This window comes from Bacteroides sp. 41_26, from assembly GCF_949740115.1.
Lineage (GTDB): Bacteria > Bacteroidota > Bacteroidia > Bacteroidales > Bacteroidaceae > Bacteroides > Bacteroides nordii.
On sequence record NZ_CATJGZ010000058.1, the window covers coordinates 122,905 to 139,106 of the forward strand.

Sequence of the window (16,202 nt, forward strand, 5' to 3'; positions counted from 1 at the left end):
AAATGATATGAAATTTATAGGAATAATACCTGCCCGCTATGCTTCTACGCGTTTTCCTGCAAAGCCATTGGCTATCCTTGGAGGGAAAACCGTGATACAGCGTGTATACGAACAAGTGGCAGGAATTCTTGACGATGCCTACGTGGCAACAGACGATGTACGTATTGAAGCTGCGGTAAAAGCTTTCGGTGGTAAAGTTGTCATGACATCTGTAGAACATAAAAGTGGCACGGATCGCTGTTATGAAGCTGCGACTAAAATTGGTGGTAACTTTGATGTCGTAGTCAATATACAAGGTGACGAACCATTTATTCAGCCATCACAATTGCAGGCTATAAAAGCTTGTTTTGAGGATATAACGACTCAAATTGCTACATTAGTCAAACCATTTGATACCAATGATGCTTTTGAAACACTGGAAAATGCAAATTCGCCTAAAGTAGTAGTAAACAAGAACTGGAATGCATTGTATTTCAGTCGTTCTATAATTCCATATCTACGTGGTGTGGAAAAATCCGAATGGCTCCAAAGTCATACCTATTATAAACATATCGGACTTTATGCCTATCGCACCGAAGTATTGAAAGAGATTACTTCGCTTCCGCAGTCTTCTCTAGAGCTAGCCGAATCGTTGGAACAACTCCGTTGGCTGGAGAATGGTTATACAATCAAGGTAGGAGTCAGTGAAGTAGAAACAATTGGTATTGATACTCCTCAGGATCTCGTACGGGCAGAGGAATTTCTGAAAAATAGAAAATGATTTTATATCGCAGCCATGGATAGAACGATACAACCCGAGATCCGGGACTTGGAAAATTTAATTGTTACCCTCCCGATGCGGACTACGTTGTCCAATGGTATTCCTCTGGCGGTAATCAAGGCAGGGGAACAGGAAGTAGTGCGTATGGATATCCTCTTTGCCGGAGGACGATGGCAACAGACTCAGAAATTACAGGCTCTTTTCACGAATCGGATGCTTCGTGAAGGATCATGTAAATATACCGCTTCGGATATTGCAGAGAAACTGGATTATTATGGTGCGTGGCTGGAACTCTCCAGTTCATCAGAATATGCATATATTACGCTGTATTCATTAAACAAGTATTTTGCTGAAACAATTGAGGTTCTGGAATCTATAATAAAAGAACCTCTTTTTCCCGAAAAAGAACTAAACACAGTACTCGATGTAAACATACAGCAATATCTTGTTAATTCTTCCAAAGTTGATTTTCTGGCTCAGCGAAGTTTGCTCACTGCGCTTTATGGAAGCGAACATCCCTGTGGCCGTTTGACAGAAGAGGAAGATTACCGCCTGATTACTCCTGATGTACTTCGTGAATTTTATAATGAATATTATCATTCCGGTAATTGCTCTATTTTCCTGTCCGGTAAAGTAACAGACGACGTTATTCGCAAGGTAGAGTCTGCTTTCGGTAATACTCCTTTTGGTAACTATCGGTATCCTTTGGTGAAAAAAGAATATACTTTTACCACTATGGCCGATAAAAGAATATTTGTAGAACGAGATGACGCATTGCAGAGTGCCATAAAACTGGGTACTACAACCATTGAACGTACGCATCCTGACTATCTGAAACTACGTGTATTGATGACCCTTTTCGGAGGTTATTTTGGCAGCAGGTTGATGTCTAATATACGCGAGGATAAGGGATATACTTATGGTATTTCAGCAGGTACCCTGTTTTATCCCGGAAGCGGCATGATTCTGATTAGTACGGAAGCCGATAACGAATATGTAGAACCTTTAATCAGAGAGGTCTATCATGAGATCGACAGACTTCGGGTTGAACCTGTTCCTGTGAGCGAACTGACAATGGTACGCAACTATATGCTGGGAGAAATGTGCCGTAATTATGAGTCTCCTTTCTCGCTGGCAGATGCATGGATGTTCATCTATACTTCAAAGTTGGATGATGCTTATTTTGCCCGCTCATTGCAGGCTGTAAAAGAAGTTACACCGGAAGAAATTAAAGAATTGGCTAATCGTTATTTGTGCAAAGAGACATTAAAAGAGGTCATCGCAGGTAAAAAGTTGTCATAAAAAGGCGATGATAACTGTGTGTTTTGCCTGAGAAATTGTATCTTTGTCACATCGCTAATCGTAATTCGTAACTTGTAATTTGTAAATTAATGAAATATCTATATACTGCACTCATATTGGTTTTTCTTTCCCAGGAAGGAGCCGTAGCACAAAATAAAGGTGGCTTTTTCGGAAAAATCAAGGATACTTTTTCCACTGAAATCAAAATAGGAAACTATACATTTAAAGACGGATCCGTGTATACCGGAGAAATGAAAGGTCGTAAACCAAATGGTAAAGGAAAGACTGTTTTTAAGAATGGAGACACATACGAAGGGGAATATGTAAAAGGAAAACGTGAAGGCTTCGGAATATATACTTTTCCGGATGGAGAAAAATATGAAGGGCAGTGGTTCCAAGATCAGCAGCACGGAAAAGGCATTTTCTACTTTATGAATAACAACCGTTATGACGGTATGTGGTTTCAGGACTATCAGCATGGGCAGGGTACAATGTATTACCATAATGGAGATATCTATGAAGGTAACTGGGCTAATGATAAACGTGAGGGCCAGGGTACATATACATGGAGAGACGGTTCGAAATATGTAGGTAACTGGAAGAATGACAAAAAAGACGGTAAAGGTGTGCTGGCATGGAACAATGGCTGCAAATATGATGGTGAATGGAAAAATGATGTCCGAGAGGGTAAAGGAACTTTTGAATATACCAACGGAGAAAAATATGTAGGTGACTGGATGGATGATCTGCAACATGGACAAGGTATTTTCTATCTGGGAGAAGATCGCTATGAAGGTTCATATGTACAAGGTGAACGTACTGGAGCAGGTATCTATTACCATGCAAATGGTGATAAGTATGTAGGAAATTTCAAGAATGGTATGCAGGATGGTGAGGGTACATTTACATGGGCAAACGGAGCCGTATACAAAGGGCATTGGAAAGAAAACAAAAGAAACGGACGTGGTAAGTATACTTGGAGTAATGGTGATACATACGATGGAGAGTGGAAGAATAATCAACCCAATGGAGAAGGAATATTAATTCTGACCAATGGTACAAAGTATAAAGGCGGATTTGTAAATGGTCTTGAAGAAGGTAAAGGTATCCAGGAAGATAAAGACGGACACCGTTACGAAGGATTCTTCAAGCAAGGAAAGAAGCACGGGCCGTTTGTTGAAACAGATGGTAATGGCAAAGTTATTCGTAAAGGGAGCTATAAATTCGGAAGATTGGAGTAGGGAGCTCCCGTACGGAAAAGATACTTTTTTTAGTTGAAACGCAGATTAACGCAAATTTTCGCAAAGAATTAATTCAAATGGTAGAACTCTTGATCTACAAAAATCTACGTTAATTTGCACTTTAAAATGGGCTTTACAAAAAGTGGCGACACAATCTTTATTATTTGTGCCGCCACTTTTTTATTTATCAGGATCGTTTGTCTTAGATAATGTATTGTGAACTGATTGATTCGTTACTAACGACACGTCTGATCGTTTCAGCAAACATGTCTGCAATACTTAACTGTTTAACTTTAGCGCACTTCTTCGAATAAGGGATACTATCGGTAAATACCATTTCAGTGAGATTTGATTCCTGCACACGGAAAGAAGCAGGATCTGACATAACACAATGGCTTGCAATAGCACGAACAGATTTTGCACCGGCTTCTACCATGATGTTGGCAGCCTTAGTGATCGTACCTGCTGTATCTACGATATCATCAATTAAAACAACATTTTTATCTTTCACATCACCAATAATCTGCATAGAGGCAACCTCATTAGCTTTTTCACGTGATTTATTGCAAAGTACCAAAGGTACACCGAGGTATTTTGAAAATGTACTTGCACGTTTTGAGCCGCCTACGTCAGGAGTAGCGATAACCAGATTCTCCAGATGTAGTGACTGAATGTAGGGAAGGAATACTGCCGAAGCATACAAATGGTCAACCGGAATGTTAAAGAATCCCTGAATCTGGTCAGCATGAAGGTCCATTGTGATCAGACGGTCAATACCTGCTACTGCAAGTAAATCGGCTACCAGTTTTGCACCGATAGAAACACGAGGTTTGTCTTTTCTGTCCTGACGTGCCCAGCCAAAATATGGAACAACAGCAACCACGCTCTTCGCAGATGCTCGTTTTGCTGCATCAATCATCAGCAGAAGTTCCATTAAATTGTCAGAGTTTGGGAAAGTGGATTGAACCAAGAATACATGTGAACCACGGATTGACTCTTCATAAGAAACAGCAAATTCACCATCTGCAAAATGGGTGATATTCATGTTTCCCAGAGGACAATTGAGGCTAGCGCAGATTTTCTCTGCCAGGTATCTCGAATTGGTTCCCGAGAATACCATAAAGGGTGCTTTTTCGCTCATTTTATAATAGTTGTTACCTATTTGTTAATTTGCCCGCAAAGGTATGAAATCTCCCGACAATCTAAAAGACTTATTGTAGAAAAAATATTTTTTCATTCCTATTCACGGGAAATATTTGTAGATTTGCGAGATTAAATAATGTACCCATTAAATAATATGCCAATCGGCTGCACTATTTAACATACCGCAGGTAATTGGCATATCGGTACATTGAACAATTATTGAAACGATGAACCGTCACCTGCCTTTGTATATACTGTGCATGCTGTTGCTTACAGCACTCTTTTCGTGTGTCGGTACAGCACCGACTAAAGAGGTACGATTTATCGACTCTTTGAATCGAAGAGCGTATGCTTATCGTTACAAAAATCTGGATTCTTCCTATCATCCTGCATTAGAAGCCTATCAAAAATCCCGCCTTTATAATCAGGGGAAAGCAGAGGCCTGCAATAATTTGGGATTTTGTGCATTCATGAAAATGGATTTTGAACGTGCCGAAGGGTTACACAAAGAAGTATACGGACTTACCAAAAATGAATTGGAATTACTTATTGCAGATGTAGGGCTGATGAAGATCTATCAGCGGGCGGGTATGAATAAAGAATATTACGATTATCGTAACAGCGCTATCCGGCGAATGAAACGTATTCGTGAAGACAGCAATGTTTTTGCAGACAAGCATGAGACACTACGGTTGAATTATGCCTTCACAGAGTTCTTTATAGTATCTGCCGTTTATTACTATTATCTTCAGCAACGTCCCGAAGCAATGGAAGCACTGGATAAGATTCCGCAAGACGAAGCTTTGAATGAGGATACCAATCAATATCTTTACTTTCATTATATCAAAGGATCGGCTTCTTTGTGTGAAGGTGATACACCGGACGAACGGAAATTACATGAATATGACGAACTCTATACTACCTGGAGACTGGCTTCCCGCGAAGGTTATCTTTATTTTGTCGGGAACAGTATGCAGGGATTGGCTAACCTGCTGATACCTAAAGGAGATTTTGACTTGATTGTTTCAAGACGTTCACATTCATTGAAGCAATTGGGCATACCAATTGACTCTTTGCTACCTTTAAGATTGGGAGAAAAAGCATTGCAAACCTTCAGAGAATACGATGACCTGTATCAAATTGCCGGTGCTTATGTCTCTATCGGAAAATATCTCAATGCTCATGGTTTGTATTCTGACGCACTCGATTCTCTGGGCAAAGCATTGGAATGCGTAAATTATCACCATCTTTTGTATTATCATCATGCAGCCGATACATTAGACAAATTACAGTCTTTTGTCGGTGCTGATACCATTTTTACCGAAATGACGTGGATAGGACAAGAGAGGGTCAAAACTGTACCCGAATGGATATCCCGTATTCGTGAGCAGTTGAGTGTTTCTTATGCAGGTTTGGGCATGAAGTCGGAATCTGACTATAACCGCAATATCTATCTGGATATATTAAATGATACCCGTCAGGACAAAGAGCTGGAAAGTCGTTATGCCTATCTGGAAGCAGAGTCCAAACAGCTGAATATCGTACTTTTCTTTGTTACAGTAGGTTTGTTGCTGGTAATCGTTTTATTCTGGATTTTCAATAAACGTTCCAAAATAAAAAATCGCATTTACACAGAACGGTTGCAACAGACGCTGGTTCTTTGCCGGGATATTACGGCTTCTATTCCGATGAATATACCTCTTATCCAGCAAGGCATTGACCGGCTATTCGGATCGGACCGGATCACTTTGGAAGTTACTGAAGAGGGAAAGACAAACTTCGTCCACAATCATCGGCTGAGTCGTGATGAGCAGGCATTAGTACATATATTGATACCCTACGTTGAGTGGGCTATGGATAATGAGCAGGCCATTGCTTTACTCAGTGACGAGCGTAACCAGCTGGAAAAACAACGTTATGTCTATGAACAGCATATTGCTGCCAACAAACGTCAGAATCTGATAAAAAAGTCGTGTCTTGCTATTGTGAATGGTATCAATCCTTATATAGACCGCATACTCAACGAGGTGCACAAACTCACGGAAAAAGGTTTCATGAAAGACCCGCGAATCAAAAAAGAAAAATACCAATATATTGACGAATTAGTAACCACGATCAATGAATATAATGATATTCTTGCCTTGTGGATTAAGATGAAACAGGGTACATTGAGTCTGAATATAGAAATTTTCAGTTTAAATGAGCTTTTTGAACTTTTGGGAAAAGGACGCAGAGCCTTCGAAATGAAGGATCAAACACTCGAAATAGAACCCACCCAAGCATTGGTAAAGGCGGACAGGGCGTTGACCTTGTTTATGATAAATACACTGGCCGAAAATGCCCGTAAATATACTCCCGAAGGGGGGAAGATACATATTTATGCCTGCCAGACCGAAGAATACGTTGAAATATCGGTGGAAGATAACGGACGCGGACTTTCTGCCGAAGATGTGGCGCGTATTATTGGCGAAAAAGTATATGATTCACGTGCTATCGGAATGAAAGATACGGAGGATACGGAAGTGCTGCGACAGAATAAGGGAAGTGGTTTCGGACTGATGAACTGCAAAGGCATTATTGAGAAGTATCGTAAAACGAATGATTTGTTCCGGGTATGTCTGTTCAGCGTTGAAAGCGAACCGGGAAAGGGGAGTCGTTTCTATTTCCGCCTTCCGCCAGGAGTACGAAAGGTAATGGGAATTTTGTTCTGTTTGCTATTGCCTTCGTGTCTGTTCTCTTCTTGTATGAAAGAGGCCGAACTGGCATATGTTGTTTCTCCGATGGATTCTTTAACTTTGGCAGCAGATTCCAATTATGACCAATTGCTTGACGAAGCATCAGACTATGCCAACGCAGCCTATTTTGCTAATGTAGATGGCTATTATGAAGCAGCCCTGCAATATGCAGACTCCGCTATTATGGTACTGAACAGGCATTATAAGAAATATGCCCGCCGGCCGTACCGGTATATGAAACTGATTGGTGAAGGTACTCCGGCAGAACTGACCTGGTGGAATGAAATGTTCGATTCGGATTTTCATGCAATACTGGATATAAGAAACGAAGCAGCCGTTGCTTTTCTTGCGTTAAAACAGTTGGATGGATATAACTATAATAATGCAGCATTTACAGCCCTTTATAAGTTGCAAAGTGAGGATCAGTCATTAGAGGGCTACTGTCGCCAATTGGAACGTTCTACAACGAACAAAATAGTAGGTATTATTCTTTGCATCCTTTTACTGGTAATTTCTCTGGCAGGCTATTATCTTATATATATACGCAAACGCCTACTCAACCGTTTGAATTTGGAACAGGTGCTTGAGATAAACAAAAAAGTTTTTGCATCTTCACTTATACGTTCACAGGAGTCGACCGAAGCTTTGCAGCGCGAAGAGGATACGTTGAAAGAGATTCCACAACGACTCGTTGACGAAGCATTTGATTCTATTAACGAACTACTGACAATTGACCGGCTCAGCCTTGCCGTGTATAATGAGACTACACATCATCTGGAGTTTGCTTCCAATCCCCGGCTTGATATAATGCCTGAGTTGATGCAATGTTGTTTCAACGAGCAAACTTATCAGTCTGATGGGCTTGCACAGGCTATCCCATTAGTAGTGGATGCTGGAGGAGAGCATCAGTGCGTAGGTGTACTTTACCTGGAACGCCGTGAGGGAACTGAATTAGAAACAGATCGGCTACTGTTTGAATTGGTGGCCCGTTACGTAGCAATCGTAGTGTTCAATGCTGTAGTGAAACTGGCAATGAAATACCGGGATATTGAATCTGCACATGAAGAGGCACAACGTGCTTCCTGGGAAGACAGTATGCTGCATGTTCAGAATATGGTACTCGACAATTGCCTTTCTACCATCAAACACGAGACTGTTTATTATCCCAATAAAATAAAACAGATCGTTGGTAAGTTGAATACACAAAATCTTTCGGAAACAGAAGAACGGGAGAATGTGGAAGCTATCAGTGAATTGATAGAGTACTATAAAGGCATCTTTACCATCCTTAGTTCCTGTGCTTCCCGGCAATTGGAAGAGGTTACATTCCGGCGGAGTACGATTCAGGTTTCCGATCTTTTTGAATACGCAGCTAAGTATTTCCGAAGGGTTAGTAAGGGAAAAAGAACCGGAGTTGAGTTAATGATCGAACCAATGGAGGGCCGGGTTATCGGAGATATCAATCAACTTCGTTTTCTTCTTGAAAATCTGATAGACGAAGCGCTCGATAGGTCTGAAAACGGAATATTGAAATTAAGTGCCAAAGAAGAGGATGAATATGTACGCTTTCTTTTTACTGATACCCGTCGAGAAAAGAGCGTAGAAGAGCTGAACCAATTGTTTTATCCCAATCTGGCACGCATGACTGCTGGTGAAAAAGGAGAACTCCGCGGTACGGAATATTTGATATGTAAGCAAATTATTCGCGATCATGATGAATTTGCCGGACGACGTGGATGCCGTATCAATGCCGAGCCTGCTGTGGGTGGAGGGTTTACTGTTTACTTTACCATACCCAGGCGATGATAACAATAGATGTAAAGCAGCATAATAATATGTGTAACGAGTCATAACAATATATGTAACGAAACGTATGGAAGACAGAAAATTTAAAGTAATTATCGTAGAAGATGTAAAGTTAGAACTGAAAGGTACAGAAGAGATTTTTCGGCATGAAATACCCAATGCAGAAGTTATAGGGACCGCTATGACTGAAGCTGAATTCTGGCCGTTAATGGAAGCTCAATTACCCGATCTGGTACTGCTCGATCTTGGTTTGGGTGGTTCTACCACTATTGGAGTAGATATCTGCCGCAATATATTCAAACGTTACAAAGGAGTACGGGTGCTTATTTTCACAGGTGAAATATTGAATGAAAAACTATGGGTAGATGTACTGAATGCAGGAGCCGACGGCATTATCCTGAAGACAGGTGAACTGCTGACTAAGACCGATGTACAAGCAGTGATGGACGGCAAGAAACTTGTATTCAACTATCCCATACTTGAGAAGATAGTAGATCGGTTTAAAGCCTCTGTAGGTAACGATGCCAAACGTCAGGAAGCTGTCATCAATTACGATATCGATGAATATGACGAACGTTTTTTACGCCATCTCGCCTTGGGATATACCAAAGAGATGATAGCCAATCTCAAGGGTATGCCTTTTGGAGTGAAGTCGCTCGAAAAACGGCAGAATGATCTTGTCGGACGACTCTTTCCTAATGGAGAACGGGTAGGGGTGAATGCTACCCGTCTGGTAGTACGTGCATTTGAACTTCGTATCCTCGATCTTGATAATCTGGAAGCCGATGAAGAATAGCAAATGGCGTATGCCACATCCGGCCACAATGTTCCTTGTGCTGACAATGTTCGTTGTGCTTCTTTCGTGGATATTTGACATCTACGGACTAAGCGTTACATTGCCACAAACAGGTGAGGAAATTCGTGTGCAAAGCTTGTTAAGTCCGGAAGGTATTCGCTGGTTGCTTCGTCATATAGTTACCAATTTCACCGGATTTGCTCCTTTGGGAATGGTAATTGTAGCTATGTTTGGTATAGGAGTAGCGCAACACTCCGGCTTTATAGATGCTTGTATCCGGCAGGGAATTCGTGGAAAGCAGGAGAAAGAGAAAATTATTCTTTGGGTTATTTTCCTGGGATTGCTTTCAAACGTAGTAGGTGATGCTGGTTATATTATATTGCTGCCTATTGCTGCTACTTTGTTTCATTCCGTGGGGTTACATCCGGTAGCTGGAATTATCACAGCTTATGCATCTGTAGCTTGCGGTTATAGTGCTAATGTTGTACTAAGCACGATGGATCCTTTGCTGGCCCGCACCACAGAAGAAGCCGCAGTGGCAGGCGGTATAGAACACGGTGATACGGGGCCGTTATGCAATTATTATTTCATGTTTGTTTCTACTTTTCTCATTGCTGCCGTCGTTTATTGGGTAACGCGCCGTAAATTACTTCCGGCTATGGGCAATTATGGTGGAAGTACACTCTTTGAAGGTTATAAACCGCTTTCTCGTAAGGAACGCCGTGCTTTAACAATGGCCATCATTGTAGGCGTGGCCTATGTCGCTGTAGTACTTTGGCTAACTTTCTCTTCCTATGGTATTTTGCGTGGTGTAAGTGGTAATCTGATGCGTTCTCCTTTTATTATGGGGATATTGTTTCTTATTTCCTTGGGAGCCGGACTTATGGGAATGATCTACGGATTCAGTTCAGGGCGGTATCGTACGGATGCAGATGTGATAGAAGGTTTGGCACAACCTATGAAGTTACTGGGAGTATATTTTGTTATCGCCTTTTTTGCAGCACAGATGTTTGCTTGTTTTGAGTATTCACACCTCGACAAGTGCCTGGCTATTATGGGAGCAAATCTACTCTCTTCTATTGAGTTTGGTAACTTGTCGACTCTTATCCTTTTTATCTTATTCAGTGCGCTGATCAATCTCATCATGGTATCTGCAACCTCCAAATGGACATTTATGGCATTCATTTTCATTCCGATATTCGATAAAATGGGTGTTTCCCCGGATGTAGTGCAGTGTGCTTTTCGTATAGGAGACAGTGCAACCAATGCCATTACTCCTTTTCTTTTTTATATGCCTTTAGTATTGACTTATATGCAGCAATATGACAAGAACTCCTCTTATCTTTCCCTATTAAGATATACATGGCGTTATTCTGTTTACATTTTAATAGCCTGGACTTTGTTATTTATTTTGTGGTATTTAACAGGCTTACCTTTAGGATTATAGCCTTTTCTGCACAGAGAAAGACGCAAAAAAACACAGAAATGTTTTTGAAGTTTCAGAAAAAGCATTACCTTTGCACCGCAATTAAGGATGGTCCCGTAGCTCAGCTGGATAGAGCAACGCCCTTCTAAGGCGTGGGTCAAGCGTTCGAATCGCTTCGGGATCACAAAAAGGAGATTACAATAGTAGTCTCCTTTTTTGTTGTATATCATTGAGCATACGCCAAACACCTGACTGTTAGTTGTATGATTTTGCATTTGATCGGGATCACAAAAAGAGTGATTGAAATAGTTTTTTGGGGGTTGTGCAGGCAATTACATTTTTCTTATCGTCACAAACTATTTTTTACTCCTTTCTTTCCCATCTATAAAAAGTTTGTAATCGAAGTATATGAACATTTGTATTCAAGGAAGATTGCTCAACTTTCTCCATTTATCAGTAATAATCAAGTTTTAAAAATGATAAATATTTGTACTAAATTTCCGAATGTAGATACTGAATTTCCAGACATAATAACAACTATTATTTTTTCAATATACATTTGCATCACTGTTCTACAGATATCTGAGAAGAAAAATGTAGAGTATTGTTTGTTTTGTTTGTGTGTGATGGATTCTTCTCAAGCGTGAGAAGAATCCATCTTTTTATTTTATATCTATTTATTAATATAAATCAACTGATAACAGGCTGTATGTACTTTCTAAACAATCAGAAAGAAGTATGTTTATCGCCATCATATATGAATAAAATGTATGTTTCGTAGTGTGAAAGAGCCTATAAAAAACAAAATAGCTTTGTTATTCTATTCATTTCTTGTTACATTTGAACGATAAACAATTAAAAAGACACATTTTAAGAACCATGAGAAAATTTATTTTGCTTGCTGCTTTGTGCTGTGCCACAGGCAGTATCTTTGGTCAAACAGACCCTAATCAGTTAAAAAAAGAAGGAAATGACGCTTTAAATGCTAAGAATTACCAGGTTGCTTTTACTAAATACGATGCGTATTTGAAGCAAACGAATAATTCTGACTCCGTAATGGCTTATAATTGTGGCGTATGTGCTGATCAGATAAAAAAATATGCTGATGCAGTGAAATACTTCGATGTGGCCATTCAAAAGAATTATAATGTAGCCAATGCATATGCCCGTAAAGCTGGTGCATTAAAAGATTTGAAAAAGGATGCGGAAATGGTGGAAACATTGGAAGCCGGCCTTAAAGTTGCCCCGGGCAATAAAACAATGGAGAAACTATATGCTATCTATTATTTGAAGGAAGGACAAAAATTCCAGAAAGCCAATGATATTAATAAGGCAGAAGAAAGTTACAAACAAGTAACTACGTTGAGCAATAAAAAATGGAAAACAGATGCTCTTTACAGTCTGGGAGTGTTGTTCTACAATAATGGAGCTAATGTCTTGAAAAAAGCCGCTCCACTGGCTACTTCTGATGCAGACAAATATGCAACGGAAAAAGCTGCTGCCGATGCCGATTTCAAGAAAGCTTCAGATTATTTAAAAGAAGCTGTAGCTTTGTCTCCGGATAGAGCTGAAATTAAGAAAATGTTGGGGCAGGTAGAAGAGAGCCTGAAATAATAAAAGCTTATCATAATAAAGAAGAGAGCCACTTTTTATATGGAAGTGGCTCTCTTCTTTATTATTAGAGTAGTATTTTACTTTTTACGCAATACCATCGCTGTACGAGCCGGAATATAAAGTTTCAACCATTCTTTCTTTTCCTTTTTGTATAAAGGATCGGATATAGTGAAATGTGTAATGGTATCGTCAGAGAGTCCATTACCTCCAAACTGTACACTATCTGTGTTCAAAATTACTTCATATGCACCCGGAGCAACCAGGAAACCATAATCTGTAAACGACTGTTTAGGATTGAAGTTGAATACAAATATGAGATCTCTACGTTGATATACGAGTACCTGATCGCCGTCATTATGCCAGATTTCTTGTATTGGCGTAGCCTGAAAATCTTTTATGCTTTTAATTACCTTCAGCATATCTTCGTCAAAATCTGCCATATAATGATAGGTCAGATTCTTATTATCTACCAGATCCCATTGACGACGGGCGTACTTGCACGACCAGCCATTTCCCTCGCGTGGGAAATCAATCCATTCGGGATGTCCGAATTCATTTCCCATGAAATTCAGATAACCGCCATTAATTGTAGTAGCAGTAAGCAGACGAATCATTTTGTGAAGAGCAATACCACGATTTACTGTGTAATTTTCATCTCCCTTTTGCATATGCCAGTACATATCGGCATCAATCAGACGGAAAATAATAGTCTTGTCACCTACTAATGCCTGGTCATGACTCTCAGCATAGGATATTGTCTTTTCATCCTGACGGCGATTGGTAACTTCCCAAAACATACTGGAAGGTTTCCAGTCTTCATCAATTTTCTCTTTGATTGTTTTTATCCAATAGTCCGGAATATTCATAGCCATACGATAGTTAAAGCCATAGCCACCATCTTCTACTTTGGCTGCTAATCCCGGCATACCCGAAACTTCTTCTGCAATAGTAATTGCTTTGGGGTTCACCATATGAATTAACTCGTTGGCAAGCGTCAGATAACACATTGCATTGTCATCTTCGTGTCCATTGAAATAATCACCATAATTAGAGAAACTTTCTCCCAATCCGTGGCTATAATACAACATTGAGGTTACACCGTCAAAACGGAAACCGTCAAACTGATACTCTTCCAACCAATATTTGCAATTGGACAGTAAAAAATGTATTACTTCGTTTTTGCCATAATCAAAACAGAGAGAATCCCATGCCGGATGTTCACGACGTGCTCCCGGATAGAAATATTGATTAGGATCACCGGCAAAATTGCCCAGACCTTCTACCTCGTTCTTCACAGCATGAGAGTGAACAATATCCATTATTACAGCAATACCCAATCCGTGAGCAGTATCAATCAGTTCTTTGAGCTCTTCAGGAGTACCGAAACGCGAAGAAGCCGCAAAGAAACTCGATACATGATAGCCAAAGCTACCATAATATGGATGTTCCTGAATGGCCATAATCTGAATACAGTTGTAACCAGCTTTTGCTATACGGGGAAGAATCTTTTCACGGAACTCACTGTAAGTCCCTACCTTCTCCTCTTGCTGAGCCATACCGATATGGCATTCATAAATAAGTAATGGATCAGTAGAAGGTTTAAATGTTTTTTTGCGAAATTTGAAGGGTTTCTCGGGATTCCAAACCTGTGCACTGAAGATTTTTGTATTCTCATCCTGTACCACTCGCGTAGCCCAGGCCGGAATACGTTCTCCTTGTCCTCCGTCCCAATAAACGATCAGTTTGTAAAGATCGCCATGTTGCATTGCATTCGCGGGCAGATTGATTTCCCAATTACCATTCTGCAAACGCTTCAGGCTATATTCTTCTTTCTCTTCCCAATTGTTGAATGTACCTACCATGTAAATATGGGTTGCATTGGGCGCCCATTCACGGAAAGTCCATCCTTTGTCTGTACGATGCAAACCGAAGTATAAGTATCCCGAAGCAAAGTCCGACAGGGTTTGTTTTCCTCCGTTTGTCAGTTCGGCTTCCTTATCCATAGCATATTGATGCCGTCCGGTAATAGCTGCAGCATACGGTTCCAGCCAAGGGTCACTTTTAATAAGATTCAATGTTTTCTCCATATCAGGATGAGTTTGATTATGCTTTCACTTTTACAATAACTTTCTTTACACCATCCGGAGTAATGCCTGGAGCATGTCCGTCCTGCGGAAAGAAAATAGCAAACATACCTGGCTTAACAGCCACATATGTCTCTGCTAAACCTTCAAAGAAAGTAATGTCTTTTTCGGCATTATAAGGAGCATCGGCAGGTACACAGTCTTTACCGGGAGTGTATCCCATTATTTCTGTTCCAGAAAGAGGAATTTGAATATCGATGAATTTGTTATGAGTTTCAAGTTTGGCTTGCTCTCTAGCCTTTGGAGTAGTCTGAGCGATGTTTACTACCAGATCCGCACCTTTCAATTCGGTCTTGCCTACTTCCATAGCATAGAGGTCATGAGACTTCAAGAACTCAATAGCTTGTGCGAACAAAGGATTCAGTGACGCGTATTTTTCCAGGTTTTCTAATGTATCTACTACCATAGTTATAAAAGTTTTTAAGTTATTATTAGGTATTATTATTCGAAATCATCAATTGTGTAGTTAATAAAATCAGCAAAGCGTTTAAACTGTCGAAAAGCGTCTTCTGTTTTATCCAAAAAGTCGGGAGCAAGAAAGAACTCGTCAGGTACATTGTAAGCACAGGTATACTCCTTACATTTCAGATAATCAATGTATTTAAAATCTTTCGGAAAACCTTTGGGGGTAGTTTTCAGGAAGTCTTCTCCTATCACCGGAAAGTATTTTTTAAACTCAGGATCTTCTACTATGGCAATATATTCATCTATATTGTCGTAAATAGACTGACGGACTGCTTTCAAAATATTAGGAGGTAAACAAAGACTTCCTCCTGCCAACATACAGGACCCATTCTGGATATGCACATAATAGCCACAATGATCGGATTTTTTTCCTTTGGCATTGATATATCCGCCAAAATGAATTTTGTATGGCGTTTTATCTGATGAAAAACGGGTATCCCGATAGATACGATAGGTACAATCTTTGACTTGTACACCTCTGATACTCTCATCAAAGAGGCCGATACGGGAAATTACAGCTGCCAAAAGATTTTCGAACTCTGTACGGGCGGTTTCATACTCATCACGGTGCTCGTTAAACCACTCACGGTTATTATTTGCAGCGAGATTTTTTAAAAATTGAAAGATAACAGGCATGTTCATTGTCATTCTTTTCTATATCTTTATTCTACAAACGTACGAATTTTATTTGTAACAAACTAAAAAATGCAATAAAAAAGCATCGACTTAAAGAAAGCCGATGCTTTAACACATTTATCAAAAAAACAGAC

The 16,202-nt window shown here is 40.0% G+C and carries 11 protein-coding genes and 1 tRNA gene; 8 read left to right on the top strand and 4 right to left on the bottom strand.

The annotated features are described in order from the left end of the window. Positions 1 to 7 precede the first annotated feature (7 nt). The 3 genes from kdsB to QX565_RS06055 all read left to right on the top strand — a co-directional run bounded on the left by kdsB (position 8) and on the right by QX565_RS06055 (position 3,303). On the top strand, positions 8 to 760 hold the full coding sequence (kdsB, locus tag QX565_RS06045) for a 3-deoxy-manno-octulosonate cytidylyltransferase (protein ID WP_255586203.1): 753 nt from the start codon (positions 8 to 10) through the stop codon (positions 758 to 760). A 15-nt stretch (positions 761 to 775) separates the two neighbouring features. After that, positions 776 to 2,062 carry a M16 family metallopeptidase gene (locus QX565_RS06050; RefSeq protein ID WP_221651095.1) on the top strand — a complete coding sequence of 429 codons (1,287 nt, stop codon included), beginning with the start codon at positions 776 to 778 and terminating at the stop codon, positions 2,060 to 2,062. A gap of 89 nt (positions 2,063 to 2,151) precedes the next feature. After that, complete coding sequence (locus tag QX565_RS06055; RefSeq protein ID WP_221651096.1) at positions 2,152 to 3,303, top strand: MORN repeat-containing protein; 1,152 nt, start codon at positions 2,152 to 2,154, stop codon at positions 3,301 to 3,303. A 202-nt stretch (positions 3,304 to 3,505) separates the two neighbouring features. Here QX565_RS06055 and QX565_RS06060 read toward each other — a convergent pair whose 3' ends face one another. Beyond that, positions 3,506 to 4,444, bottom strand: a complete 939-nt coding sequence (locus QX565_RS06060; protein ID WP_221651097.1) for a ribose-phosphate pyrophosphokinase — start codon at positions 4,442 to 4,444, stop codon at positions 3,506 to 3,508. A 229-nt stretch (positions 4,445 to 4,673) separates the two neighbouring features. Between QX565_RS06060 and QX565_RS06065 the strand changes: the two genes are divergently transcribed. The 5 genes from QX565_RS06065 (at position 4,674) to QX565_RS06085 (ending at position 12,823) form a co-directional block, all read left to right on the top strand. After that, positions 4,674 to 8,987 (top strand): DUF5113 domain-containing protein, encoded by a 4,314-nt coding sequence (locus QX565_RS06065; protein WP_289291882.1) that lies wholly within the window; start codon positions 4,674 to 4,676, stop codon positions 8,985 to 8,987. A 67-nt stretch (positions 8,988 to 9,054) separates the two neighbouring features. Continuing rightward, the gene (locus QX565_RS06070) at positions 9,055 to 9,783 is read left to right on the top strand and encodes a DUF5932 domain-containing protein (RefSeq protein WP_002560350.1); all 729 of its coding nucleotides are present in this window, start codon (positions 9,055 to 9,057) and stop codon (positions 9,781 to 9,783) included. Next, positions 9,773 to 11,230, top strand: coding sequence for an AbgT family transporter (locus tag QX565_RS06075; RefSeq protein WP_221651099.1), 1,458 nt, complete (start codon positions 9,773 to 9,775; stop codon positions 11,228 to 11,230). Before QX565_RS06070 ends, QX565_RS06075 begins: the two co-directional genes overlap by 11 nt. 89 nt (positions 11,231 to 11,319) lie before the next feature. Then, positions 11,320 to 11,393, top strand: a tRNA-Arg gene (locus tag QX565_RS06080). 695 nt (positions 11,394 to 12,088) lie between these two features. Then, the gene (locus QX565_RS06085; protein WP_289291886.1) at positions 12,089 to 12,823 is read left to right on the top strand and encodes a tetratricopeptide repeat protein; all 735 of its coding nucleotides are present in this window, start codon (positions 12,089 to 12,091) and stop codon (positions 12,821 to 12,823) included. A 77-nt stretch (positions 12,824 to 12,900) separates the two neighbouring features. On the opposite strand, the gene QX565_RS06090 is transcribed toward QX565_RS06085, so the two are convergent. From QX565_RS06090 to QX565_RS06100, 3 genes are read right to left on the bottom strand one after another with little or no spacing between them, the layout of a single operon-like run. Beyond that, complete coding sequence (locus QX565_RS06090; RefSeq protein ID WP_221651101.1) at positions 12,901 to 14,910, bottom strand: alpha amylase C-terminal domain-containing protein; 2,010 nt, start codon at positions 14,908 to 14,910, stop codon at positions 12,901 to 12,903. Between the two features lie 16 nt (positions 14,911 to 14,926). Continuing rightward, a complete protein-coding gene (locus QX565_RS06095) occupies positions 14,927 to 15,373 on the bottom strand; it encodes a NanQ anomerase/TabA/YiaL family protein (protein ID WP_221651102.1) in 447 nt (148 codons plus the stop codon). Between the two features lie 35 nt (positions 15,374 to 15,408). After that, positions 15,409 to 16,074: a DUF2461 domain-containing protein gene (locus QX565_RS06100; RefSeq protein ID WP_289291920.1), complete on the bottom strand. Its 666-nt coding sequence runs from the start codon at positions 16,072 to 16,074 to the stop codon at positions 15,409 to 15,411. Positions 16,075 to 16,202: the final 128 nt, after the last annotated feature.